We start from the raw sequence: 23,706 nt of genomic DNA, 5'->3' as shown, positions 1-23,706 counted from the left end.
TTTGGTCAATCCGGCGCGAACAACTCGGGCCGGTCACGCTCGAGCGGTTCGAGATAGCGGATCAACTGCCGCAGATGCAAGCGCACAGCCTCGCGCGCGGCCGCAGCATCATGCGCCTCGAGGGCGGCAAGGATCGCGCGGTGCTCCTCGACCGTGGCCCCGATCCTCCCCGCCACCGGCAAGATCAACTGCCGCGCGCGGTTCACATGCAGCCATGCGGTCTCCGACACCTGCGCCAGCTTGCGAAAGCCGGTGAACGACAGCAGCAATTCATGCATCGCCGCATCCATCTGGTAAAACCCCGGCACATCGCCATCGGCCACCAGCGCCGCCTGCACCGTCAGATTGCGGCGCAACTGGGTAAGCTGTTCTTCGGTGATCGTCTCGGCCAGCCGCTCGATCGCCGCAACCTCGATCGCCTCGCGCAGGAACGCGCCCTCGCGGATCTCCTCCATCGAAAACCGCGCGACGAAGGTGCCCGCCTGCGGCACCACATCGACCAGCCCTTCCGCCGCAAGCCGCGCCACAGCATCCGCCACCGGACTGCGCGACACGCCCAAAGCCTCGCAGATCTCGGGCTTGCGCAATATCTCGCCCGGACGATAGGCAAGCGACAGGATCGCCTCGCGCAGCGTCTGATAGACTTTTTGCCCCAGCGACCCCGCAAAGGCCTCGAGCGGCTTCAGCCGCGACGCGCCCGCGTCGGAAGGGCCTTGTGAAGTGGGTTCCTGCGCCTGTAACATGCTAACATGTTAGGCATGATCGCCGCGCTGTCAAGCAAGCGGGCGCAAGGCAAAGGATATAGGTCGATGGCTGCTCCAGAGGCAAAGGTGATCCGTCTGCACGGGTCGGACAATTTGGTGATCGCACTGGCCGATCTTCCCGCAGGCTCCCCAGCCGAAGGCGCAACCCTTTCCGCTCCCGTCCCGCGCGGCCACAAGATCGCCACCCGCGCCATCGCGCAGGGCGAAAACGTGCTGCGCTATGGCCAGATCATCGGGCAGGCCACAAGCCCCATCGCTGCGGGCGACCATATCCACAGCCACAATCTCGGCATGGCACCCCATACCGACGATTACGCCATCGGCGCGGAATGCACGCCCCTGCCGCCCCTGCCACCCCGCAGCTTCATGGGCTATCACCGCGCCGATGGTCAGGTGGGAACCCGCAACTACATCGGCATCCTGACCAGCGTGAACTGCTCGGGTTCGGTCGCCCGCTTCATCGCCGAAGCCGCCGAAAAAGACCCCTACCTGAATTCCATGGCCAATATGGACGGCATCGTTCCCATCGTGCACTCCACGGGCTGCGGCATGTCGGGCGTGGACGAAGGCTATGATACCCTGATGCGCACGCTGAAAGGTTACGCCCGCAACGCCAATTTCGGCGGAATTCTTCTGGTGGGCCTTGGCTGCGAGGTGATGCAGGTTCCCGATCTGGTGGGCCAAGGCCGCCTGCGCCCCGACGGCAACTTCCGCTACATGACCATCCAGCAGACCGGCGGCACCCGCGCCACCATCGCGAAAGCGATGGAGGTCCTGCGCGAGATGGCCGAGGTGGCAAGCAAGACCCCCCGCGCCCCCGCGCCCGTGTCGAAACTGGTCGTCGGCCTGCAATGCGGCGGGTCCGACGGCTATTCCGGCATCACCGCCAACCCCGCTTTGGGTCATGCCTCAGACCTGCTGGTCCGCATGGGCGGCACCACGATCCTGTCGGAAACCCCCGAAATCTATGGCGCCGAACACCTGCTCACCCGCCGCGCCACCAGCGCCGAGGTGGGCGAGAAACTGCTCGACCGCATCCGCTGGTGGGAGGATTACACCGCCCGCAACAAGGGCGAGATGGACAACAACCCCAGCCCCGGCAACAAGAAGGGCGGGCTGACCACCATCCTCGAGAAATCGCTCGGCGCGGTCGCCAAGGGCGGCACCGCCCCCTTGTCGGGCGTCTACAAATTCGCAGAACCCATCACCACGCCCGGTTTCGTCTATATGGACAGCCCCGGCTACGACCCCTGCTCGGTCACCGGCCAGATCGCGAGCGGCGCGACCATGATCGTCTTCACGACAGGGCGCGGCTCGGTGTCGGGCTACAAACCCAGCCCCTGCATCAAACTGGCGACCAATTCGGAAATGTATGCCCGCATGTCTGAAGATATGGACATCAACTGCGGCGACATCCTGACCGCAGGCATCAGCATCGAGAAGAAGGGCGAGGAAATCCTCGACCGCATCATCGCCGTCGCGTCAGGCGAGAAAAGCTTTTCCGAAGCGCTCGGCTTTGGCGGCGCGGAATTCGTGCCGTGGCAGATCGGTGCCGTGATGTGACCAAACGGAGCGCGGGCAAAGACGCCCGCGCAAGCCATCTCTCGCGCAGGGCGCTCGGCGAAGGAAGGGGGCTGTCTGCCCCCTTATGGCCGTTCCGGCCAACCCCCGAGGATATTTGACGACAGAAAATGGCAAAAAGCCCTTCGCTCTTGCCCGTCCCGTGACGCGTCCGGCAATATCGGCTGTACAATCGGCCTTGGCGTCCGGCACGGGCGGGGTGTAACTGGACGCATGGCATCCGTACCCTTCACCGATCCGCCCAGTCCGCCCGCGTCACCCCTCCTCGGGGCCTATCTTTGCCTGACGGCCCTGTTGTCGCCCTTCGCAGCCCCGCTGCTGCGCCGCCGCCTTGCGGCAGGCAAGGAAGACCCCGACCGCTGGCGCGAGAAACTGGGGCAAACCAATGTCCCCCGTCCCGCTGGCCCGCTGGTCTGGCTGCATGCCGTCAGCGTGGGCGAGGGGCTTTCCGTCCTGCCGCTGCTCGCTGCCCTGACCACCCGCGCCCATGTGCTGCTTACCTGCACCACCGTCACCTCGGCCCGGCTGATGACGGCGCGCGTTCCGCCCGGCGTCACGGTGCAATTCCTGCCGCTCGACCTGCCCGGTCCGGTTGGCCGCTTTCTGCGCCATTGGCGGCCCGATGTCGCGGTGATGGTGGAAAGCGAGTTCTGGCCGCGTCTCATCTATCAGACCCACCGCCGCGCCATTCCGCTGTTGCTGGTCAATGCCCGCATCTCCGATGCCTCGTTGGCCCGCTGGTCGCGGCTTCGTGGCCTGTCGCGCGCCCTGCTGCGGCGGTTCAGCGCCTTGGCCGCCCCTGACCACGCCGCCGCTGACAAATTGCTGCGCCTCGGAGCCGACCCTTCCACCGTCACCGTCACAGGCTCGCTCAAACGCGGCGCAGACCGGCTGCCGGTCGACCCCGCCGAACTTGCCCGCTTGCGCGCGGCAACCGTAGGCCGCCCGCTCTGGCTCGCCGCATCGACCCATCCCGGCGAGGAGGACATCGTCGCCGCCGCCCACCGCAAAATCTCCGATGCCCTGCCCGATGCGCTTTTGATCCTCGCCCCGCGTCATCCCGACCGCGCGAGCGCGATCCGCGCCGCACTGCAAGCCGCAGGCCATAGCGTCGCGCAACGCACCAAGGGCGAGTCCCCCGCGACCGGCATCTACCTTGCCGACACCTTGGGCGAGTTGGGCCTGTGGTTCGACCTTTGCCCCGTCTCGTTCATCGGCGGATCGCTGGTTCCTGTCGGCGGTCACAACGCCTATGAACCCGCCCTGCACGGATCGGCCATCCTGCACGGCCCGATGGTGGGCAATTTCGCCGACCTCTATGCGCGTCTCGACCAGAATGGCGCAGCACTCTGCATCACGGCCGAAACCCTTGCCGAAACCGTCCTGACCCTGCAAGATCCGACCGCCCGCGATGCCCTGACACGTGCCGCCACAAGCACGCTTTCAGCCGAAGGCGATGCGACGGACCGCGTCGCAGCGCTTATCTTTTCAGCCCTTTCCGGCGTGACACCTTCCAGCGCCGATGCGTCCAGAGCCACTGGTCCATATGCGCCCTGACCTGCCCTTCAAGGCTGTCGTTCAACGCCTGCGTCATCGCTTCCGGCGTACCATGCGGGATCGGGGCCTCGACGATCAGGTCGAACCCGCCATCCTCGCGCCTTATGCCATAGGTCGGCACCACCAGCGCATCGTAGCGCAGCGCCAATTCGGCCGATGACAGCGCCGTCAACGCCTCGCGTCCCATGAATGTCAGCGGTGCGCCGTCGCCCATATACTGGTCGAGTACCACCCCGAGCATCCCCCCCGACCGCAAGAAGCGCACCATGTCGGACAGCCCCTTGCGGCCGCGCGGGAACAAAGGCTTGCCGATGGCCGAAATCGCCGCGACGTAATGTGTGTTGAAAAACGGGTTCCCCATCGGCCGGTACAGCCCGCCGACACGGTAACCCCGCGTGATCAGCGCCGCGCGGATCGCATCGTAATTGCCGATATGCCCCGTCACCAGCATCACCGGGCGCCCCGTCCGGTGCGCCTCGGCCAAAGCCTCGACCCCTGCACCGGTCAGGGGTTCGGCGCGGATACGGTCAAGGAAATCCTGCGCCGAATAAAGCTCGATCGTCGACTGCCCCAGATTTTCCGGCACCCGCCTGACCAGACGGCGCACCTCGGCCTGCGGCAGGTCGGGAAAGATCAGCGCAAGGTTTTCGCGGATCCGGTCGTCATACCCCCCCAGTGGCGAGACGATGCGCGACATCAGCCACCCCGCCACCCGCCGCCGCCTGTCGAACGGCAAGACCAGCAACAGACGGATCGCGCCCCGGATCAGGCGGTCGGTAATCCAGTAGATCAGGGTTTGCAGATAGGGCATCACGATCCTTGGGGTGCAGGACGGGGCCGGGGCCGCGCTGCAAATCGCCGCCAGATATAACCGCGCCTCGGGCGGGTCACAAGAACGCCAGGTGATTGACAGCGCCGCATGTGTCCCTGCCTATGGGGGCACCCCTTGGACCCGTGCCCGATGCCCGCCCTCTACGTCACCAACTTCAACCCGCGCTTTACCGGAGTGTCGGCGACAGCCGCCGCAGTGCTCGGCGAACAGGCGCGCAACCTTGACGCCGCACTCGTCGGCAAACCGCTGCCCGCCTGCCCGGCGCCGATGACGTTGCGGCAGGCGTTGGCGTTGTCGCGCCTTTCGCCTGCAGGCTTGCCGTTTTCGATCTGGCACGTCCGCCGCAATTCCGAAATGCAGGCAGCACTCTTTGCCCGCGACATCCTGCGCCTGCCCATCCGCATCGTCTTCACATCAGCCGCACAACGCCGCCATTCGGCTTGGCCGCGCTGGCTCATCGGCCGGATGGACGCGGTGATCGCAACGACCCAAGCGGCGGCAGGCTTCGTGCCCCATGTCCGCGCCGTGGTGCCCCATGGCATCGACACCGCCCGCTTTGCCCCCGCCCCGGACCGCGCAGCCGCATGGCAAGCGACAGGTTTCGGCGGCGCTTACGGCATCGTCACGGTCGGCCGCATCCGCCCCGAAAAGGGCACCGACCTGTTCGTCCGCGCCATGATCCGCGCCCTGCCGCAGCTTCCCGGCGCGACCGCCGTGGTGATCGGCATGGCCAAACCCGCCGACTCCGCTTTCCTCGACCGGCTCAAGTCCGAAGTCGCCGCAGCGGGCCTCTCCGCCCGCATCCTGTTCCCGGGTGAAATCGCCGCCGACCGGATGCCCCGAATCCTTCAAGGCGCGGCGCTCCTCGTGGCCGTGCCCCGCTACGAAGGCTACGGCGTCACCCCGCTGGAAGCCATGGCCACAGGCGCGCCCGTCATCGCCTCGACCGCAGGCCATTTCGCCGAATTCCTCGCACCGGAAAGCACCAGACCCGCCGGCCACATCGTCGCGCAAGAAGACTGGACCGCCGCAGCCGATGCCGCCGTGGCGCTTCTCGCCGATCCCGCACGCCACGCCGCATTTGCCGCCAACGCCCGCCACCGCGCCACCACGCTGTTCGGCATCGAAACCGAGGTCGCAGGCATCCGCTCTGTCTACGACCAGCTCTGGCACCGCACCACGCCCTGACACAACCCGTCCAAAATTCCCTTTGACAGCGCAAGGCGCAGCCCACAGCCTGCGCGCAAAAGGGGGGCCAAACGGGTGGGCGAACCATGACACCGCTGGACAAGGTCCATAGCCTGCCGATCTGGCGCGGCACGATTCACGCCGAACCCCTCGGCGGCGGCATCACCAACGTGAACTTCGTCGTGCAAGACGCCGAAAAGCGCGTCGTCGTCCGCATCGGCGACGACATCCCCGTCCACCAGATCCTGCGCTTCAACGAACTCGCCGCCAGCCGCGCCGCCCATGCCGCAGGCATCTCGCCCGCCGTCCTCTACCACGAACCCGGCGCCTTGGTGATCGACTTCATCCACGGCCGCACCCTTTCGGCTGCCGATTTCCAGCACCCCGCCACGCTCGACGCCGCCCTGTCCCTCGTCGCCCGCGCCCACCGCGACATCCCCCGCTTCCTGCGCGGCCCCACCCTTGTCTTCTGGGTCTTCCACGTCCTGCGCGACTACGCCGCCACCCTGCGCGACGCCGCCTCGCACCACGCCCCGCTCCTTCCCGCACTCTTGCACGACACCAACCGACTTGAGGCCGCAACCGGACCCGTCGACCTGATCTTCGGCCACAACGACCTCTTGCCCGCCAATTTCCTCGACGATGGCACCCGCCTCTGGCTGATCGACTGGGATTATGCCGGTTTCAACTCGCCCCTGTTCGACCTCGGCGGCATTGCCGCCAACAACGGTCTTTCCCCCGAGCAGGAAGCCCACGCCCTGAACACCTACTACCAACGCCCGCCCGATGCCCCGCTCTGGCGCAGCTACCGCGCCATGAAAGCCGCCAGTGCATTGCGCGAGGCGATGTGGTCCATGGTGCAGGAAATCCACTCCGACCTCGCCTTCGACTACGCCGCCTATACGGCAACCAATCTGGAAACCTACCGCACCGCCCTTGCAGCCTTCGAGGATACACAATGACCCTGCCCACCACTGCCCGCGCCGTCATCATCGGTGGCGGCATCATCGGCTGCTCGACCGCCTACCACTTGGGCAAACTCGGCTGGACCGACACCGTGCTTCTGGAACGCAAAAAGCTCACCTCCGGCACCACCTTCCACGCCGCAGGGCTTGTCGGGCAACTCCGCACCTCGGCCAACATCACCCAGCTCCTTGGCTACTCGGTCGAGCTGTACAAGAAACTCGAACAGGAAACCGGCCTGCAGACGGGGTGGAAGATGAACGGCGGCCTCCGCCTCGCCTGCAACGCCGAACGCTGGACGGAAGTGAAGCGCCAAGCCACCACCGCCCACAGCTTCGGCCTCGAAATGCACCTGCTGACCCCGCGCGAGGCCCAAGACCTCTGGCCCCTGATGACCATCGACGATCTCGTCGGCGCCGCCTACCTGCCGACCGATGGCCAAGCCAACCCTTCCGACATCACCCAGTCGCTGGCCAAGGGCGCCCGCATGTCCGGCGTGCAGATATACGAAGACACCCCCGTCACCCGCATCATCGTCGAAAACGGCCGCATCCGTGGCGTGGAAACGCCGCATGGCACCATCGAATGTGAAAAGGTCATCTGTTGCGCGGGCCAATGGACCCGCACCCTTGCCGCCACCGTCGGCGTCAACGTGCCCCTGATCTCGGTCGAACACCAATACATGGTCACCGAACGCATCGAAGGCGTCACCCCCGATCTGCCCACCCTGCGCGACCCCGACCGACTCACCTATTGGAAGGAAGACGTGGGCGGCCTCGTCTGGGGCGGATACGAACCTAACCCCAAACCATGGGCGCAAAGCGGCATCCCCGAAGGTTTCCACTTCGAACTCCTCAACTCCGATTACGACCATTATTCGCAATTCATGGAAAATGCCCTCGCCCGCGTCCCCGCGCTGGCCACCGCAGGCGTCAAGCAACTGATCAACGGCCCCGAAAGCTTTACCCCCGATGGCAACTTCATCTTGGGCGAAGCGCCCGAGTTGCGGAATTTCTACGTAGGCGCAGGCTTCAACGCTTTCGGCATCGCATCAGGCGGCGGCGCAGGCATGGCGCTGGCCGAATGGGCCGCCAAGGGCGAAGCGCCCTATGATCTCTGGCCCGTCGACATCCGCCGCTTCGGAGCGGTGCACCGCTCGACCGATTGGGTTCGCGCCCGCACGCTGGAAGCCTATGGCAAACACTACACCATCGCCTGGCCGTCCGAAGAACACCGTTCCGCCCGCCCCACCCGCCGCTCGCCGCTCTACGCCCACCTGCAACAGGCAGGGGCCTGCTTTGGCGAAAAACTCGGCTGGGAACGCCCCAACTGGTTCGCCGACCTCGCAGCTGGCGAACAACCAGTCGACCGCTACAGCTACAACCGCCCCGGCTGGTTTGACGCCGTCGCGCGCGAACACCGCGCCGCGCGCGAACAGGCCGTGCTGATCGACCAGACCTCTTTCGCCAAATTCACCCTCAAAGGCCCTGACGCCGCGAAAACCCTCAACCACATCGCCGCAGGCAACGTAGACCGCGCCCCCGGAACGCTGACCTACACCCAACTCCTCAACCCCCGCGGCGGGATCGAGGCCGATGTCACCATCGCCCGCCTGTCCCAAGACGAATTCTACATCGTCACCGGCACCGGCTTTGCCACCCATGATTTCGACTGGATCGCCCGCAACATCCCCGAAAGCGCAAACTGCCAACTGGTCGATGTCACCTCCGCCTCTTCGGTCCTGTCGCTCATGGGCCCCAACGCCCGCACCATCCTGCAATCGCTCACCGATGCCGACCTGACCAACGCCGCCTTCCCCTTCGGCACCGCCAAACCCATCTCGGTCGCAAGCTGCCCCGTCCTCGCGCTGCGCGTCACCTATGTCGGCGAACTCGGCTGGGAACTGCACCTGCCCACCGACTGCGCCGTCACCGTCTATGAAGCCCTGATGCAGGCAGGCGCCCCCCACGGGCTGCAAAATGCAGGCTACCGCGCCATCGAAACCCTGCGTCTGGAAAAAGCCTATCGCGCATGGGGTGCCGACATCGGCCCCGACCACACCCCCGTCGAGGCAGGCCTGACATGGGCCTGCAAGCTGAAAACCCCTACCGATTTCATCGGCCGCGCCGCGCTGGAAAAGCAACTGGCAAACGGAGTGAAGAAACGCCTCGCCACCTTCACCGTCGATGACCCCGAAGTGATTCTCCTCGGCCGCGAGACCATCTACCGCAACGGCACCCGCGCTGGCTGGCTGTCGTCGGGCGGCTTTGGTCACACCTTGGGTAAACCCATCGGCCTCGGCTACGTCCGCAACGCGGACGGCGTGACCGACGAATACCTGACCGATGCCACCTACGAACTCGAGGTCGCCTCCACCCGCATCCCGGCACGTCTTCACCTCGCCCCGCTCCACGACCCCAAAGGCACCCGAATCAAGGCCTGACCTGCCAGTCACGGCACCGCGCACATCGCGCGGAACGCCGTGGCCACCGCCGCTCCGCCATGCTAGCCCGTCCTTTCACCGCAGAAAGGGCCAGCATCATGCTTTGGGACATCCGTACCCTGATGAAACCGGCCCTGTCGGTCATCGACATGATCCCCAACGTGCACCGAACCCCGGCCCTCGCCGCCCTGCGCCGCGCCGTGCTCGAAGGCCGCCCCGCCACCCTGCGCCTGACAGACGAAGACCGCGAACTCGCCTTTCACGATGCCCATGTGCAACTCACCTCGCCCGTCGGCGCGCGCATCCTGCGGATCCTGCACGATGGCGGCCATCTGAAGCTGAAGAAACCGCCCGCCAAAACTCTCCCCGCGCTCGATGCCTATATCGCCACCGAACCCGCCTTCCGCGCCGAAGTCGCCCGCCTGCTCGCCGCCGATGCCGCCAAACGCCAGCGCCTCGCCGAAATCATCTCCGACCCCGCCTGCGCCCGCCCCGAAGAACTGTCGGCCTATCTGGTGGACAAGGTCATCTCGGCCCGCCTCGGCCATACGGCCACGGGCACGCTGGAAATCGCGGGCATCCCCTGCCACCGGACCTTGCGCCCCGCCCCGCCACAGGACAGCACGCGCATCCGCAGCGAAGCCAGCCTCTGTTCATGGTGGATCGACGCCACAGGCCAGCGTCAGGGCGATCCAGCCTGACCGCAGCGCCGCCAAACGACTTCCAAAGGCCGGTTAACCCCTTACCCCTCAAGGGTAAGTTATCAAAATCGGCTCTATCGGATAAGTAGACAGTGGTGCCGCTGAAGAGACTCGAACTCCCGACCCCATCATTACGAAGCATATGTTTTTTGTTTTTTAACAATGGTTTATACACAAATTGTATAATATTATAGTATAGTCAAGTAGTTTTGACTACCACTCGCTCTGCCGCAAACACAGCTGTTCGGTTGTAGGCCAAGTTGTTCCGCACTGGCGTCCACCAACTTCAGTAACTGAAGAAGCTCGCAGTGCAGCTAGTCGCTGCCCTACTGGGCAGCGACGGCCTTTTCCTTCGGACCACGCTTAGCCATCATGCCAGCTATAGCAGCATCCATCTCGCCAGCTTCAGCTGCGGCGATCAACAGCTTGATCACGGCGGGCAATTCCGCCAGCTTGGCTACTTCGACCGCGCTCTTGCCGGGTTGCAGCTGCAACGGCACAGCGCCGTATCGCAAGCCGAACTGCACAGCGTTACCAGCGACTTCCCACCAAGCACGAACACGGACTGGCTTCTGCACTCGCACACGATTGCCTTCGGCATCCTTGGCCCACGTGCTCTTGGTCCGCTCGTGTGTCGTGCCGTTCAGCAGGGCCTCGGCCATCTTCAGCTGTTCCTGCAGCTGTTCGACCAGCTTGGCTCGCCGTTGCTGTGTCGCGTTCGGCTTGATTTTGCGCGACATCTCCACCAGTTTAATCTTATCCAAAACGCCCATCGCAGTCTCCTATCGGGTTCAACTGCTGCGAGCATGTGGTCAACGGAAAATCATTCCTACCGAAGAGATGAGAGCGATGGGGCATTCCAGAAACCGGCAGCAGCCAAAACTGCACTTCGCAAAAACTTTCATTGCGGCATGTTTTCTTTTATTTTCTATTCATGATGTAAGCGCAGGCGAAAAAACCTGCACATATGAAAATTCGCGCTTTGAATTTGCTATTAAAGCGCCTTGCGACTACTTCGACCGATTTGATTCCGTCATCGAAGCGGATAATGGTGATGGTATATTACTGCGATCTGAAGCAGAGGGATTGGAGATACGAGTTTACGGCAGCTTAGTCCGCGAGGCGCCAAGAGAATTCTCCGAAAGTGAAAAAATAATCGCCATTGATCCAGCCTTTGAAATCGTCGTGATTGAGAAGTTAATTGAAAAGACGGAAGCGGAAACTAGAGTGGTGCTGGCGCCCGTTAAGAGAAACTATGTAACTATCTATGCGGAGGCTCGCAGTGAAAAGAAAACTTTGGCAGAGCTAAGCAACGAACTTGCATTTATAGTAGGGAGCATGAGGTCAAAATGAGTTTTTCAAGGTCTTTGTTTGTGATGTACGTAATTTTTGGTGTGTCAACCTCAGGGTCATTTGCTTTTGCAGACTGCGCGAGTGACGGGGAAAGGGCGATAAATGAAGGCAAATGGGTGGAGGCTGAAAATATTCTGAAGCCCTGCGCTGAGGCTCAAAATCCAGAGGCGCAATCACTTCTTGGCGGGCTTTACGCACTTCCACAGTCCGGTCTCGAAGATCCTGATCTGGCGCTACGATGGACTGAGGCAGCTGCGACACAGGGAAGTTGGTTGGCGTTGAGTAATTTGGCGTATTACTATGAAAAAGGACTACTTGGGCTACAAGCAGACACCGATCGCTCAATTGCGCTTCACGAGGCAGCAATCAAGGCTGGCTCTGAGGCGTCGAAGTACAGACTGGCACAGCTCTTTGTGTTTGGTATTGGAGTAAGTGCCGATGAGAAGGCCGCAATTGCACTCCTAGAAACGCGGCAAGGTGAAAAAGTTGGTGATGCTCACTTCCAAGTGGGTGGGATGTTCAAGAACGGTTACGATGGTTCTGGTGAAGGATCGAGCATAGATCGCGCACGATTGTACTATGAGCAGTCTGCGCGATTGGGGCACCGTGGGGCTCAGTTCTTTTTGTCTGAACTTCTACTGGACATGGAGGAAAAAGAGATGCGCGATGAAGCTTATCTATGGATGGCCGTTGCAGCCTTAAATCAGCATCCACAAGCGCTTGAGCTCTGGCATAAGATTGAGGCTGGCGCTGACCCTAAAATTTTTTCCGAACTCAAAAATGCCGCAGCGACATGCATTTCTTCACAGTATAAGAATTGCTGATTTATTGTTTGCGAAGAATATGGCCTTTAGTAATCAATTTTTAGCTATGAGTGGATCTTGCGATGTGGTTCAATGCCAAAAAGAAAATGCCGGACGACACGAAAAGGCTTCTTATCTTTTTATGTCAGAAGGGGCGCGATCAAGAAGCTTGCCGTGAAGTTGAGCGCATTGTGTCGTTGGGATATGATCTTGCATTCTTTGACGATAAATCCCTGCTCACGCCGTTGCTGCTTGCACTTGACTGTGATACATGTGAGCCTGAGATTGCAAAGATAATATTCGCCGCATCTAAAAATGCATGGCAACGGGGCGTGTTTGGTTTCACTACGCTTCACGCGGCGGCGAAGAGCCAAGAATTTATTGAGATTCTTGAATTCGCCATAAAGCGTACACCGAATATTGACGAGCCCATGGGCGAAGAAAGCTCTAATACAGCGCTTGGCCTTGCAGCAATGAACCTCAACGAACAGGGCATTGTGGCCCTTCTTCAAAGCGGAGCTTCTTTAGCGGCTGGAAGCGGTGCCGCTGCGGCGGGTTGGTCCTCGACGGGTTGGAATGGTGCACTTAAATATAAATCTAATTTTCATAGCTATTTGAAAGATGATCGTCTTTTAGAAAGATGCCTAAACAGACTAATTGAAGGTGGTCTGCAGATCAACGACAGTATTGAACATAACTTCCGCAAGGCGACCATGCTCGATGCTGTTATCCACGATTGGAACTTGCGGGGAAATGCGATCCAGCAATCTGATGGGGACTTTCAAGCAAGAAAATTGAATTTACTTTTGAGAAATGGAGCGAACCCAAGTATTTCTTATGGGCAGGGCCGTGATCAAAGCCCATTTAGTGGAAATACACTTCATATTTGTAAATGGTCAGAGCAGATAGCTATATTGCTCGATTATGGAGCTGATCCGTACAGTGTTGACACCAATGGACGGACAGTTTTGCATGCGGTGATTGGGTGTCGCGATCATAGTCAGCGCTTAGAGGAGGCATTGCTTCGATCAAACTTCTCGCGCTCCCGGCTAGACGATAGGTACGCCCAGTTTCTGCGTACTCACCAGAGCGCTCCGCGATCATTAATGGAAAGCCTTAAGCAGGCAGAGTTTAGCCCGTTTATTAAAGATCCAGACAGACAAAGAAAGATAGCGTTTCTAGGGACACTTCTTCGTTGAATCTAGATATTGTAACGATGTTGTAGCGGCTCCACTTAGTTAGTGCCGCACCCTGATTAGCGGCGCTGGCCCGGGTCCAGCCTGTACGGCGCTGCTAGACCTTCGCTGATGCCCGCAACTCCACACTTTCCTGCTCAGGAATACTGTTAGCGCCCCAAGTAACACCTAGCGTTGCCAACAGCTATATCGGGGTTACCCACTTGTCCGCTGCGGAGAAACGGCGAGATCGACAGCAAACGCTTCGTGTTGGCATGTTCTGGAAATCTTGCCATATAAAAATATCCCCATGAAATCGTATCAAATTTCTTCCAGCCCATATCCTGATTTTCAGGTGAGCTGCCGGGAAATTGAAAGACGCTGAACTTTGGGTTATCTTTTGCATAATCAACAATCAATGAAGGATCTCTCCTCGCATCCAGTAGGAACTTGACTGCGGTATGCAGAGACTTTCCATTGACTTCATAACCGTAGGCGTCAATGCCACTGCTCTGCAATATTTCAGCCATCGCGACCAAATTGCCTATAGCTTGGTTCGTGTAATGCAGAGCTGATCCGCCTCGCTCACTATCTTCTTTCAGAGACCCATCATCACGCTGCTTCTTTATCGCGTTTTTGTAAACTGCCAGTGCTCGCTTTGTATAAGACTCATCTCCTGAAGCATAACCATATGCTGCAAGAACTGCGCCAAAGTGATAGGCTCGGTTGTTTGTTCGCTTCTCTTCACCTTTGGACAGTAGCTTAATGCGCGACCTGATCCATTTCTCCACACGTGATTTTTGGTCATCGTCCATGAACGATCGTGAATGTGCATACGCAACTGTGTATGGCATGAGAACCAGCATTTCATAAAAAACGGGTGGGTCATTCTGAGGTGGCCACTTAATAGGCTTTTCAGTGGCGACCTTCACCAACTCGGCGATCAAGCGGTTGCGTTGCTCCTTTGAAAGCAACGCACGTGAGGTAAGGCTCGTTAGATATATTGCGTAGTTATGATAGTAATCATCTGCTCTGCTTTGGTAAGCTTTGGCGTAATCTTGATTGATGTCGAGGTACTCAGGCAACGCACCCGGGTATTGCAACGTCATCGCATTACAGAATGCAGCTTTAGGGGTGGGCTGCATGATCGTGCCAGTTTCCGAGGCGGCACAGTGAAGTGGTGCCAGCGTAACAACTGCCGACAAGAGCAACCTGTAAAAGTATGCCATCTACAACTCCCTAGCGGACCCTCATGAACGCTAGTGTCGATTTGATATTCCTTCAACAGGGCAAACGTCGGGCAGGTCAACGAGCGTTGCAGAGTGCTGCTTGGCTTGGGTCGCACCATGACTAGCGGCACTGACCCGTCCACCGCCTGTATGACGCTGCTAGACCTTCGTTGACGCCACTAAGGCTTGCTGCGTGCCTTGCTCAGCGCAGCCTGTGCTGCATTGTTCTTCTGCTGTGCCTGCTGCGCTGCGATCTGCTTCTTCTTCAAGGTCAGCTGTTTCTGCTGCGCTGTGATGTTGGCCTTTCTTGCCGCGAAAGGATCATTGGGCTTTCCAGTCGCCAGCTCTTCCACCTTTGACGGCAGACGTATGTTCTCGATCCTGAACAGGTGGGCAGTGCAAAGGTCCGCCAGTCGCGTGATCTTGGGCAACAACGCTGCCGCCTCTGGACGCTTGCTGCGTTCAAGGCGACGTGCCGTCATCCGCAGCTTGGCAGCGCAGCGTGCCAACACAGTCGCGCTGGGTTCTCTGCCACCGCTTTTCAGTCCACGAACATAGCTCTTTTCTCTGCCAAACCATTCAATGCTGAGATCGACACTGCTTTCGATCAAACCCATCTTGATCATTGCTTTCTCTAATTCTGTTATTTTCAATTCTTCACCTTTCAATTTGGAAATAAATAAACACGGCCACATAATGTATTGTGTAATGTATTTATACAGAAAAGGAGCATAATGAGCAATAAATCAGAAGAACAGAAACGCATTGACAAGACCGCCGCGCAGAAGACCAAACGAGCAAGGACAACACGACAGGGCACCTTTGGCGCAGCAAGTTCATGCCGCAGCTTTAGCGATGATGAGATCATCGCATGGGTCAAAGAAAATTTAGATTACCTCAAAATTAATACACGCAGACCGATCAATCGGCATAAATAAACTACGAGCGCGAAAAGCGCATATCACTACCGATAGTCGGGCCCAGACGGTTGAAGTGGGCAGCTCACGTTCAGGATAGGACGGATGCTTGTGGGCGGTAGCACGGCTGATACTCACTCACAAAGCGAGGGGTCCACCTATGTGGTTCCGTTCTAAAAAAAATAAAACCTCCTGGGTATCAGCGCGATAAGCAAAAAACGGTAGAAGCTATGAAAATAGCACTTGGGGTATGACGACGGTAACCCCACATCGATGACAGCCAGTGGTAGTGGAAGTTCGTAAGTCACTGGCAGAGATGAGCAGGCACTTAGCGTAAAAGGGAGGCAATCGTAACAGCCCCTTTCCCAGCAGCAGCTGGGTTGTGAATAGACGAACCGGCTAATAGACTCAGCGAAAGCAATCAGCCACACGATGACAATGATATGTCGTCGTGTGGCGTTAGATCTAGCGAATGCAATCAAGATAAGCTTCGCTTATCTTTCAAAGAAATCAAAATTAGATCAACGCTGACAAAGTAACATGAGCACGAAAGTGCGAAATGTTACTGCCGTCAGCAGACGGCTGCGAAGCAGCTGGCTCATATACTATCTTTTAAGGATAGATCTGATCACTGAGAGAGCCAATCAACCCAGCCATGCGTTTTCTCCCATTTACTGTTCATTGATCTTCAGTAACTAAAGATCACAGTACCCCATCGCATCACTGTGCTGAAGTTCAAAATTAAGCCATTGCCTTGAAAGAAAATTGATCGGCAACACTCGCCAGTAGGCATCAAGCTGTTCAATCCTCTTTTCTTCCGCGGTCATCCATGCGTCGCGCTCTTTGGATGACGTAGCGATCCATTCGAAGTCCAACGGCAGTGCGGTATCCAGCTTATTGTGCAGTGGAAAGCGACCACGGGCCGCGTTTTCCGCAATGTACCGCGCTTTCGTCAGCATTCGCGTGACGATCACGTTCAGCGACACACGGGGTCCCTCGTTAGCCGCTGTAGGTCGCGCAGCCTCAATCGGACCGAAGACAGCTGCATGATTGGCACCGAGACCAAACCTCAGTCCGATTTTCCATGCTGGATCATCTAAAAAGACAGCACGCAGCTTGGCAATATCAAGGAAGCGTCGCAGTGAGGCGACGCGATGACGATCACCGACGAGCGGGTACATCGGAGTATGTACGGTCTGTTCCCACTCCTTCGTGGGCTTCTCTCGCTTGAGCAAGCTATCGACTTGTTTCAGGATTTCCGTGCGACTGAGTTCAATCGGCAGGGCGACGAGCCGAGCAGGATTACCACCCGCATCCTGCATCATCTGGCGAATATTCCTTTCAGCTATTCTGAAGTGTTGCAGATCACGGATGCCATCACCAATCACACCGAGCTTCCGAACCTCTGGCTTCTCCCCCGGGCGACCGAAGTACTCGACAGTGCGATCATTGAACCAGCTGCTAAATGTGCTTCTCTGCACATCGCCCAGCTGCTTGTAGACTGCGCGAACGCTGTCTGCATCATTTGGCAGCGCAAATGGCGGGCAGGCCCCAGCGATGCCGAGTACCTCCCTCCTTACCGCTTCGTAGCTTGGGCTGATGGCCAGATAGTCAAACCACAGCCGATATACGGCAGCCTTACGAACCCAGAACTTTGGGCCGACTGGTCTCTCGTAGCGGGGGCCTGTGCGATCCCCGAGGCGTTCCGTCATTTTTCGATCCCCCAAAGCACCGACAAGGAAAATTAGTTAACACTTAACAAACACATTCTTCTATCAAATTTCGCTTTAAGTGTTCACTTTCTATGTGAGGGGCACCGATGCGCAAAGCACCGGCAACCCAACCAAAAGGCACACATCATGGCTCAGCCTATTGATCCCACCGCTACCTCGGCAAACTCCGAGCTTTCCCACGGTTCCAAGACGACCTCTGCAAAGACGACCAAGGCCGCACCTGTGCAGGCCGTTACTGACGTGATTGCAGCGTCGAAGTCGCGCCGCAAGAAAGGTTCGAATGTGGCTGATGCTTCGATGGAACAGGCCATTGCTACTGTCGCTTCGAAAGAGACCACTGCAAAGACCCCCACCAAACGCCGCACTTCTTCGAAAACTGCGCACAGCGCGAACGCCGCTGTTGATATGGCGGTCCAGATGGCTGCTTCCAACGCAATCGTCGGTGGCACCGCTAAGGCGTCGAAGAAGGCGCTTGAACAAGAACTTGGCGATCTGGTGACCAACGCCCAGTCCTCCATGCGCAATGCCAAGGACAGCGCGATCCAAGCGGCTGTTTACTGTTTCCGTTTCTGGCTTCGCACCCAGTCGGCTGACGCTGCAAAATGGTATGCGGGCGCGGTTGAGGCCCGCAACAAGCTGATCAAGTCGGACAATGGCGAGATCGACGAACGCATGCGCAAAGCCGATCAGTACAAGAATAACAAGCTGCCCGCATCGGACCTCGCAAACGAAGTCGCCTACGATGAAGTCCATGCGAAACAGATTGCGGCGCATAAAGCGAAGTATGAGGCGGATGCAGGCCGTCCCCCGCAGAATGGAAGTCGATGCGCAAGCTTCTGGTCGAGGCGAAGCCGGGTGCAAACCCCTTCACCGAAATCGTCAAGTTCGTTTTCTGCTTCGAAAAGCCTTCGGAGGCTTCGCTGATCTCGCGCTACGCCACGGTGCTTTCGGTGCTGCACGGGCATTTCAAGGGCAAAGCAGATGTGACCCACGAGGTCGCTGTGGACTATCTGGTCAAACTCGGTGGATTTGAATCGGCGATTGCGGCCTACACTAAACCGCAGTTGGAAAAGAAACCGCGCTTGTCGGAGGAAGTGAAGAAGAAGCTGGGGGCGCAGCTTATCGCTGATGCGGCAGCGGCGGCGGCGAACGTGGTTGATGCAACGCAGATCGCACTTCAGCCCGCACATGCTCACAAGGGCTTTGTGTTGCTGCTTGCGCATTCCGACGGCTCGAATGTCACCGTTGTTGGCGAAGCGGAAGCTGATGGCAAGGATGTCCAGAAGTTCGTCGAACGCCACCAAGTCAGCGCAGCCGATATCGCGAACCCCGGCATCAACTTCTTGAACCGCGTGTTTAACTTGGGTGAACTGGTGGGCGGCACCGTTGCAAAAGGCAATGCATCCTACGAAAAGGGCAATAAGGCGGTCGTCCGCAAGTTGTCGATGCGCCCCGACGAAAAAGGCGTGACGCAGCTTGTTGTGTCCGCAAAGGGGACTGATGTTGCCCCCGTTATCCACGCAACGCCGCACGCCTCGATCCTGACGTTGCGTCCGATTTCCGGCTGCTTCTCGCTCCTGCAGGAAGCCCATCTGGACGTCAAGAACACGTTGAACGACCCGTTGCTTCGCTACTTCAGCTCGCTTGATGTGACGCCTCTGTCCCATCCGGAGGGAAACCCGCAATGGATGTTGGACAATAATGAAGTCCCCGAGCACCAGCGCCTGATGACGTGGTCGAATGTCACTAACTCGCAGCACAAGACGCTGGACGTGGAACCCGACTTCGCAACCAAGGTGAAGGCAACTTTGATCGTCCGCAAGGAACAGATTGCGTGTTTCGCGTGATGGCGGGCACTGATTTCAGATGATGGCGGGCACCCGTTTCGCGCGATGACGGGCAGCTATTTCACGCGATCGCGGGCAGCGATTTCGCGTCATCGCGGGCAGGCCTGGTCGGCAAAGAGAGGATAGAGCTGCGCTCCTTGAAGAGAGGGGGGCAGGATGCCGACGGGACGACTGAACATGCGGCGGATACGCGATGTTTTACGATTGAAGTTTGGCCAGGGCCTGAGCGAGCGGCAGGTTGCCGCCTCTCTGGGGCTGAGCAAGACAAGCGTTGGAACTTACCTGCACCGGGCGCGGCAGGCGGGTCTGACCTGGCCTTTGCCACAGGGTCTCGACGATGACGGGCTGGAGCTTTTGCTGTTTCCCGCAGCGCCAACCGTGCCCGCCCCCGAGCGGCCGTTTCCGGATTGGATCAGCATCGACCGAGAGCTGCGCCGTCCCGGGGTGACCCGGATGCTGCTGTGGGAAGAATACCGTGCGGCCCATCCGGCAGGCTTTGGCTACACATGGTTCTGCACCCATTTCGACGCCTGGAAAGGGCGGGTTCGCCCGACGATGCGGCAGACCCATGTTGGCGGCGAGAAGGTCTTCGTCGACTTTGCCGGCGACACGATCGACGTCATAGACCCGGCAAGCGGTGAAGTGCAGCCCATGAAGCTGTTCGTCGCCGCGATGGGCGCATCGAACTACACCTATGCCGAAGCGGTCGCCTCGGAGGGCCTTGAAGACTGGATCGGTGCCCATGTGAGGCTGTTCACCTTCTTGGGTGGCGTGCCCAAGGTGGTCGTGCCCGACAACCTGAAGTCGGCCGTGCTGAAGCCGGACCGCTACGATCCCGGACTGAACCGGACCTATGCCGAGATGGCGGAGCATTATGGCACGGCGATCCTGCCAGCCCGGCCTCGCAAGCCCCGCGACAAGGCAAAAGTCGAGGTTGCGGTGCAGGTGGCGCAACGCTGGATCCTGGCGCGGCTGCGCAACCGGCGCTTCTTCTCTCTGGCGGAGCTGAATGCCGCGATCCGGCAGTTGTTGGATGAGTTGAACATGCGGGTCATGCGCGGCTACGGCGCCAGCCGGGCCGATCTCTTCGCGACGCTCGATCGGCCGCATCTCCAGCCGTTGCCGCAGGCCGCTTATACCTTCGCGCGATGGAAACGCGCCCGAGTGGCGTTGGACTATCATGTCGAGGTGGACAGTTCCTGGTATTCCGTGCCCTTCGGCCTGATCCGGGAAGAGGTGGATGTTCGCATCAGTGGCGACATCGTGGAGATCTTCCATAAAGGTCAGAGGGTTGCCAGCCACCTCCGCTGCCCCGGACGCCGCAGCCATGTGACGCTGCCCGATCATATGCCCTCGGCCCATCGGCGGCACGCCGAATGGACCCCGGCCCGGATGCTGGCGCAGGCCGCCAAGCTGGGACCGTCGGTCACCGCCTTTTGCGAGGCGGTCATGACCGCCAGGCCACATCCCGAGCAGGGCTTTCGAACCTGTCTCGGGGTTCTGGCCCTGGCCAAAAGCTACGACGCCACGCGCCTGGATGCCGCCTGTCGGCGCGGCCTGACCATCCAGACCCGATCTGTCGCCTCGATCAGGTCGATCCTGAAGAACGGGCTCGACCGGGCCTTCCTTGAGGACCGACCCGAAGACCGCCCCCTGCACCACGCCAATATCCGTGGGCAGGGTTATTACCACTGAGAAGGAGAAGACTGATGTTGACCCACCCCACTTCCGAGCGCCTCACCGCGCTCGGCCTGGCCGGAATGGCACGCGCGCTGGATGAGCAGCGCCGTGCCGGCCCCACCTATGAAGCACTCGGCTTCGAGGAGCGTCTCGGCCTTCTGGTCGATCGCGAGGCCGCCGAGCGCGACACCAAACGCCTGACCGCCCGCCTGAAGTTCGCGGCCCTCCGGCAGACCGCCAGCGTCGAGGATCTCGACCTGCGCACACCGCGTGGCCTCGACCGCGCCGTCATGGCGCATCTGATCGACGGGGGGTGGACCCTTCGGCATGAGAACCTGCTGATCACCGGCCAGACCGGCCTCGGCAAAAGTTGGATCGCCTGTGCCCTCGGTCACAAAGCCTGCCGTGACGGACGCAGCGTCGTCTACCACCGCGTCCCGCGCCTCTTCGAGGCCCTCGCCCTGGCCAGAGGAGACGGGCGTCACGCCCGCATGCTCAAAGCCATCGCCAAACTGGACGTGCTGATCCTCGATGACTGGGGTCTGGCCATCCTCGCCCCATCGGAGCGACGCGATCTGCTGGAAATCCTCGAAGATCGCCACGGCCGTGGTTCTACCATCGTCACGAGCCAACTCCCGGTTGAGCACTGGCATGAAGCCATTGGAGATCCCACCCTGGCTGACGCCATCCTGGACCGCCTCGTCCACAACGCTCATCGCCTTCAGCTCTCAGGCGAAAGCATGCGCCGAAAAGTCACGAAACCCCTTGACCTCGGCCATCAGGCCTGACTCCATGAAGCCGTCGATCAGCCTGCCCGCGACCGCGAAATGGCTGCCCGCGATGCCGTGAAACAAGCGCCCGCGATCGCGCGAAATCACTGCCCCAATCGCGCGAAATCCGCAGAACAGATGAAGCTGCTCTATGCAGAAGGTGCCGCCAAGTGGGGCTCCGCTCCCACGCCGAACAAGACGGTCAAGTGCATGACCTTGAGCTTTGAGGGTGGAAATCTGTCGCTGGTGATTGAGGGCATTCCCACCGTCACGGTTTCGGTGTCGTCCCTTATTGCAGAACCCTTTGCTGTGACCCTTCGCCCGCAGGACGTGTACGCACTTCTGAAAGTTCTGGTCGCCCAGAACACCGACAGCTTCATGCTGCAAATCGATCCGACCGGCCTGCTTGCGGTGCGCTTCCGTGACAATGTCGGCTACTTCGCGATCTTCCAGCCGCTGTGCAAGGACGATGGCCGCCTTAACAACAAGCGTATCGGCCATCTCGCGGTAAACGGCCTGTCCACCGAAAAGCACTTCGACGTGGTCGGCCATATCCGTAACGCAAACAAGAAAGTGACCGTCCGCAAAAACGCGGTCACGACCTCCTAAGGCGCCGAACGCAGGGGCGGCAACCGTCGCCCCTGCGGAAACTGACAAACCCCCTACATCTTAATGGAGACCATCATGGCCAATGCCATTGTTCCGCATGCTGATGCGAAACCCCAAATCCTCGGTCCGAAAATCCTCGCAAGCGACCCGTCGCCCACCGATGAAGCCCTGTACATCGTGAGCGTTTCGCCCAGCTACGCGATCAACGTTTACGAAGACAACTATGACCGGGCGATGCCGGGCGGGTTGAATGTGGGTGACCTGAACTTCCTGTCACCCCAGCACGATCTGTTCCGCATCGGCTATGTGATGTCGAGTGCAGGGCAAGCATTTCGCCAGAAGAAACGCTGCATCATCACCGAACGCGACCGCGCTGCTACCTCCCTGATCTGCGATTCTGGCGGTTACGCCATTGCCCAGCAGACCGCCGGCATTGATGGCTACAAGCATCGTGCAATGATCCTGGGCTGGATGCAGGATCACGCTGACTTCGCCATGACCCTCGATGTGCCTGTGGGCCCTGTGGGCAAGCCCGGCTATGCCTACAAGTCCTTCAAGCAGTGCCTCGATACGACGTTGGATCACTTGCGCTACTTTGAAGAGAAGCGCGGCAAAAACAGCCAAGTCTGCTGGCTTAATGTCGTGCAGGCACGGCGGCCTGCCGAAGGGTATGCGTGGTATAATGCGGTCAAGCACTTTGATTTCTGCAGCGGATGGGCAATTGCGGGTGCCCAACGCAAGAACTTCAACTACGTCCTCAGCCTGATCCTGCGCATGCTGGAAGACGGCAACTTGCAGCAGAAACGCCACATTCATATGCTCGGAACGGCAGAATTGCCTATCGCGTGTATGTTGACCACATTGCAGCGCGAGCTGAACCAGAACGGCTGCAACCTCCGCATCACGTACGATACTGCGTCCCCGTTCAAAATGATGGCGATGGGCAACGTCTATACCCTTCCGAACTTCACCGCCGATACCCTGAAACTGTCGGCACAGCCTGCACCGCGCTCGTTCGGATCTGTCACTTCTAACCTTGACTGGCCGTGGCCGAGCCCGCTGGGAGATCGCCTTCAGCTGAAAGACGTCTGCGTCCAGCACAACGGCGGTTCGGGTTATTACTTCGACAAGTTGAGCTATGACATTCTCGCCCACCACAACATTGCCGCTCTTTGCAATGGCGTCAAAATGGCCAACCGCGTGATGGATGTGCAACGGACCGATGGTGCGCCCCAGCTGGCCCTGAAGCTTGATCGTGCCATCGGGGCGATCAAGGCAGTGTTCAAGTCTGGTGGCAGCCATGATGTTCTGGCCGCCCACAGCCACATCTTCAACGATCTGGCGCGGAGCTCCTTCCCGATGGCACAGACGGAACCTGACGAACGTGATGAGGTCGACCCGTTCGACGTCGCGTAACGGGTCGACCTTCACCAGAAAGACTGTCACCCCGTCGCAGCAATGCGGCGGGTTTTTTTGATGGGTGAGCTACCCATCTTCAACTTCAGTTACTGAAGATGGCCCTGTATCCCGTCCGCACGCCTTGTCGTGGCCTGTGGTTCAC

The 23,706-nt window shown here is 59.5% G+C and carries 22 protein-coding genes; 16 read left to right on the top strand and 6 right to left on the bottom strand.

The window, feature by feature from the left end; all coding sequences use genetic code 11:
• Positions 1-5: 5 nt before the first annotated feature.
• Positions 6-743: a GntR family transcriptional regulator gene (locus HYN69_RS04710; protein WP_108434730.1), complete on the bottom strand. Its 738-nt coding sequence runs from the start codon at positions 741-743 to the stop codon at positions 6-8.
• A gap of 66 nt (positions 744-809) precedes the next feature.
• Between HYN69_RS04710 and HYN69_RS04705 the strand changes: the two genes are divergently transcribed.
• Both HYN69_RS04705 and HYN69_RS04700 read left to right on the top strand, forming a co-directional pair.
• Positions 810-2,327, top strand: a complete 1,518-nt coding sequence (locus HYN69_RS04705; protein ID WP_108434729.1) for a UxaA family hydrolase — start codon at positions 810-812, stop codon at positions 2,325-2,327.
• Positions 2,328-2,558: 231 nt separating this feature from the next.
• Entirely contained in the window at positions 2,559-3,902 is a 1,344-nt protein-coding gene (locus HYN69_RS04700; protein ID WP_108434728.1) for a 3-deoxy-D-manno-octulosonic acid transferase, read from the top strand.
• On the opposite strand, the gene HYN69_RS04695 is transcribed toward HYN69_RS04700, so the two are convergent.
• The gene (locus HYN69_RS04695) at positions 3,826-4,713 is read right to left on the bottom strand and encodes a lysophospholipid acyltransferase family protein (RefSeq protein WP_108434727.1); all 888 of its coding nucleotides are present in this window, start codon (positions 4,711-4,713) and stop codon (positions 3,826-3,828) included. The genes HYN69_RS04700 and HYN69_RS04695 overlap by 77 nt on opposite strands.
• Positions 4,714-4,863: 150 nt before the next feature.
• On the opposite strand from HYN69_RS04695, the gene HYN69_RS04690 reads away from it, so the two are divergent.
• The 4 genes from HYN69_RS04690 to HYN69_RS04675 all read left to right on the top strand — a co-directional run bounded on the left by HYN69_RS04690 (position 4,864) and on the right by HYN69_RS04675 (position 10,029).
• The gene (locus HYN69_RS04690; protein WP_108434726.1) at positions 4,864-5,922 is read left to right on the top strand and encodes a glycosyltransferase family 4 protein; all 1,059 of its coding nucleotides are present in this window, start codon (positions 4,864-4,866) and stop codon (positions 5,920-5,922) included.
• Between the two features lie 86 nt (positions 5,923-6,008).
• Positions 6,009-6,884 (top strand): choline kinase family protein, encoded by an 876-nt coding sequence (locus tag HYN69_RS04685; protein ID WP_108434725.1) that lies wholly within the window; start codon positions 6,009-6,011, stop codon positions 6,882-6,884.
• Positions 6,881-9,328: a GcvT family protein gene (locus HYN69_RS04680; RefSeq protein ID WP_108434724.1), complete on the top strand. Its 2,448-nt coding sequence runs from the start codon at positions 6,881-6,883 to the stop codon at positions 9,326-9,328. The genes HYN69_RS04685 and HYN69_RS04680 overlap by 4 nt, the downstream gene beginning before the upstream one ends.
• Positions 9,329-9,426: 98 nt before the next feature.
• On the top strand, positions 9,427-10,029 hold the full coding sequence (locus HYN69_RS04675) for a hypothetical protein (protein WP_108434723.1): 603 nt from the start codon (positions 9,427-9,429) through the stop codon (positions 10,027-10,029).
• Positions 10,030-10,355: 326 nt separating this feature from the next.
• On the opposite strand, the gene HYN69_RS04670 is transcribed toward HYN69_RS04675, so the two are convergent.
• Positions 10,356-10,802, bottom strand: a complete 447-nt coding sequence (locus HYN69_RS04670; protein ID WP_108434722.1) for a DUF6641 family protein — start codon at positions 10,800-10,802, stop codon at positions 10,356-10,358.
• Between the two features lie 67 nt (positions 10,803-10,869).
• On the opposite strand from HYN69_RS04670, the gene HYN69_RS20475 reads away from it, so the two are divergent.
• The 3 genes from HYN69_RS20475 (at position 10,870) to HYN69_RS20470 (ending at position 13,384) form a co-directional block, all read left to right on the top strand.
• The gene (locus tag HYN69_RS20475; RefSeq protein ID WP_216824654.1) at positions 10,870-11,382 is read left to right on the top strand and encodes a hypothetical protein; all 513 of its coding nucleotides are present in this window, start codon (positions 10,870-10,872) and stop codon (positions 11,380-11,382) included.
• A complete protein-coding gene (locus HYN69_RS04665; protein ID WP_108434721.1) occupies positions 11,379-12,206 on the top strand; it encodes a tetratricopeptide repeat protein in 828 nt (275 codons plus the stop codon). Before HYN69_RS20475 ends, HYN69_RS04665 begins: the two co-directional genes overlap by 4 nt.
• A gap of 62 nt (positions 12,207-12,268) precedes the next feature.
• Positions 12,269-13,384, top strand: coding sequence for an ankyrin repeat domain-containing protein (locus HYN69_RS20470; protein WP_159082362.1), 1,116 nt, complete (start codon positions 12,269-12,271; stop codon positions 13,382-13,384).
• Between the two features lie 146 nt (positions 13,385-13,530).
• Here the strand turns inward: HYN69_RS20470 and HYN69_RS04660 are convergent, their stop codons facing one another.
• Positions 13,531-14,589 carry an alginate lyase family protein gene (locus HYN69_RS04660; protein WP_108434720.1) on the bottom strand — a complete coding sequence of 353 codons (1,059 nt, stop codon included), beginning with the start codon at positions 14,587-14,589 and terminating at the stop codon, positions 13,531-13,533.
• Positions 14,590-14,768: 179 nt separating this feature from the next.
• Entirely contained in the window at positions 14,769-15,215 is a 447-nt protein-coding gene (locus tag HYN69_RS04655) for a DUF6626 family protein (RefSeq protein ID WP_108434719.1), read from the bottom strand.
• A 108-nt stretch (positions 15,216-15,323) separates the two neighbouring features.
• Here HYN69_RS04655 and HYN69_RS20465 point away from each other — a divergent pair, with 108 nt between their 5' ends.
• Positions 15,324-15,527 carry a hypothetical protein gene (locus HYN69_RS20465; RefSeq protein WP_159082360.1) on the top strand — a complete coding sequence of 68 codons (204 nt, stop codon included), beginning with the start codon at positions 15,324-15,326 and terminating at the stop codon, positions 15,525-15,527.
• 674 nt (positions 15,528-16,201) lie between these two features.
• On the opposite strand, the gene HYN69_RS20460 is transcribed toward HYN69_RS20465, so the two are convergent.
• On the bottom strand, positions 16,202-17,218 hold the full coding sequence (locus HYN69_RS20460) for a hypothetical protein (protein WP_159082359.1): 1,017 nt from the start codon (positions 17,216-17,218) through the stop codon (positions 16,202-16,204).
• 147 nt (positions 17,219-17,365) lie between these two features.
• On the opposite strand from HYN69_RS20460, the gene HYN69_RS04640 reads away from it, so the two are divergent.
• From HYN69_RS04640 to HYN69_RS04615, 6 genes are all read left to right on the top strand, one after another.
• Positions 17,366-18,163, top strand: coding sequence for a hypothetical protein (locus tag HYN69_RS04640; RefSeq protein ID WP_108434716.1), 798 nt, complete (start codon positions 17,366-17,368; stop codon positions 18,161-18,163).
• A complete protein-coding gene (locus HYN69_RS04635; protein WP_108434715.1) occupies positions 18,064-19,086 on the top strand; it encodes a hypothetical protein in 1,023 nt (340 codons plus the stop codon). Before HYN69_RS04640 ends, HYN69_RS04635 begins: the two co-directional genes overlap by 100 nt.
• A gap of 156 nt (positions 19,087-19,242) precedes the next feature.
• Positions 19,243-20,781 (top strand): IS21 family transposase, encoded by a 1,539-nt coding sequence (gene istA / locus HYN69_RS04630; RefSeq protein ID WP_108434414.1) that lies wholly within the window; start codon positions 19,243-19,245, stop codon positions 20,779-20,781.
• Between the two features lie 14 nt (positions 20,782-20,795).
• Positions 20,796-21,554, top strand: a complete 759-nt coding sequence (gene istB, locus HYN69_RS04625; RefSeq protein ID WP_108434714.1) for an IS21-like element helper ATPase IstB — start codon at positions 20,796-20,798, stop codon at positions 21,552-21,554.
• 39 nt (positions 21,555-21,593) lie between these two features.
• The gene (locus HYN69_RS04620; protein WP_108434713.1) at positions 21,594-22,145 is read left to right on the top strand and encodes a hypothetical protein; all 552 of its coding nucleotides are present in this window, start codon (positions 21,594-21,596) and stop codon (positions 22,143-22,145) included.
• Positions 22,146-22,208: 63 nt separating this feature from the next.
• On the top strand, positions 22,209-23,561 hold the full coding sequence (locus tag HYN69_RS04615) for a hypothetical protein (RefSeq protein WP_108434712.1): 1,353 nt from the start codon (positions 22,209-22,211) through the stop codon (positions 23,559-23,561).
• Positions 23,562-23,706 lie beyond the last annotated feature (145 nt).

The sequence above is a fragment of the Gemmobacter aquarius genome (genome assembly GCF_003060865.1).
GTDB classification, from domain to species: domain Bacteria; phylum Pseudomonadota; class Alphaproteobacteria; order Rhodobacterales; family Rhodobacteraceae; genus Paragemmobacter; species Paragemmobacter aquarius.
The sequence above is the reverse complement of the archived record's forward strand: the minus strand, read 5'-3'. Positions and strand labels throughout refer to the sequence as shown.

Coding starts and splice junctions, on each gene's coding strand:
- HYN69_RS04705 (WP_108434729.1), top strand. CDS start 810: ATGGCTGCTCCAGAGGCAAAGGTGATCCGTCTGCACGGGTCGGACAAT.
- HYN69_RS20465 (WP_159082360.1), top strand. CDS start 15,324: ATGAGCAATAAATCAGAAGAACAGAAACGCATTGACAAGACCGCCGCG.
- HYN69_RS20470 (WP_159082362.1), top strand. CDS start 12,269: ATGTGGTTCAATGCCAAAAAGAAAATGCCGGACGACACGAAAAGGCTT.
- HYN69_RS20475 (WP_216824654.1), top strand. CDS start 10,870: ATGAGAGCGATGGGGCATTCCAGAAACCGGCAGCAGCCAAAACTGCAC.
- HYN69_RS04660 (WP_108434720.1), bottom strand. CDS start 14,589: ATGGCATACTTTTACAGGTTGCTCTTGTCGGCAGTTGTTACGCTGGCA.
- HYN69_RS04635 (WP_108434715.1), top strand. CDS start 18,064: ATGCGCAAGCTTCTGGTCGAGGCGAAGCCGGGTGCAAACCCCTTCACC.
- HYN69_RS04640 (WP_108434716.1), top strand. CDS start 17,366: ATGGCTCAGCCTATTGATCCCACCGCTACCTCGGCAAACTCCGAGCTT.
- HYN69_RS04615 (WP_108434712.1), top strand. CDS start 22,209: ATGGAGACCATCATGGCCAATGCCATTGTTCCGCATGCTGATGCGAAA.
- HYN69_RS04700 (WP_108434728.1), top strand. CDS start 2,559: ATGGCATCCGTACCCTTCACCGATCCGCCCAGTCCGCCCGCGTCACCC.
- HYN69_RS04695 (WP_108434727.1), bottom strand. CDS start 4,713: ATGCCCTATCTGCAAACCCTGATCTACTGGATTACCGACCGCCTGATC.
- HYN69_RS04620 (WP_108434713.1), top strand. CDS start 21,594: ATGGCTGCCCGCGATGCCGTGAAACAAGCGCCCGCGATCGCGCGAAAT.
- HYN69_RS04680 (WP_108434724.1), top strand. CDS start 6,881: ATGACCCTGCCCACCACTGCCCGCGCCGTCATCATCGGTGGCGGCATC.
- HYN69_RS04655 (WP_108434719.1), bottom strand. CDS start 15,215: ATGATCAAGATGGGTTTGATCGAAAGCAGTGTCGATCTCAGCATTGAA.
- istB (WP_108434714.1), top strand. CDS start 20,796: ATGTTGACCCACCCCACTTCCGAGCGCCTCACCGCGCTCGGCCTGGCC.
- HYN69_RS04665 (WP_108434721.1), top strand. CDS start 11,379: ATGAGTTTTTCAAGGTCTTTGTTTGTGATGTACGTAATTTTTGGTGTG.
- HYN69_RS04710 (WP_108434730.1), bottom strand. CDS start 743: ATGTTACAGGCGCAGGAACCCACTTCACAAGGCCCTTCCGACGCGGGC.
- HYN69_RS04690 (WP_108434726.1), top strand. CDS start 4,864: ATGCCCGCCCTCTACGTCACCAACTTCAACCCGCGCTTTACCGGAGTG.
- HYN69_RS04675 (WP_108434723.1), top strand. CDS start 9,427: ATGCTTTGGGACATCCGTACCCTGATGAAACCGGCCCTGTCGGTCATC.
- HYN69_RS04685 (WP_108434725.1), top strand. CDS start 6,009: ATGACACCGCTGGACAAGGTCCATAGCCTGCCGATCTGGCGCGGCACG.
- HYN69_RS04670 (WP_108434722.1), bottom strand. CDS start 10,802: ATGGGCGTTTTGGATAAGATTAAACTGGTGGAGATGTCGCGCAAAATC.
- istA (WP_108434414.1), top strand. CDS start 19,243: ATGCCGACGGGACGACTGAACATGCGGCGGATACGCGATGTTTTACGA.
- HYN69_RS20460 (WP_159082359.1), bottom strand. CDS start 17,218: ATGACGGAACGCCTCGGGGATCGCACAGGCCCCCGCTACGAGAGACCA.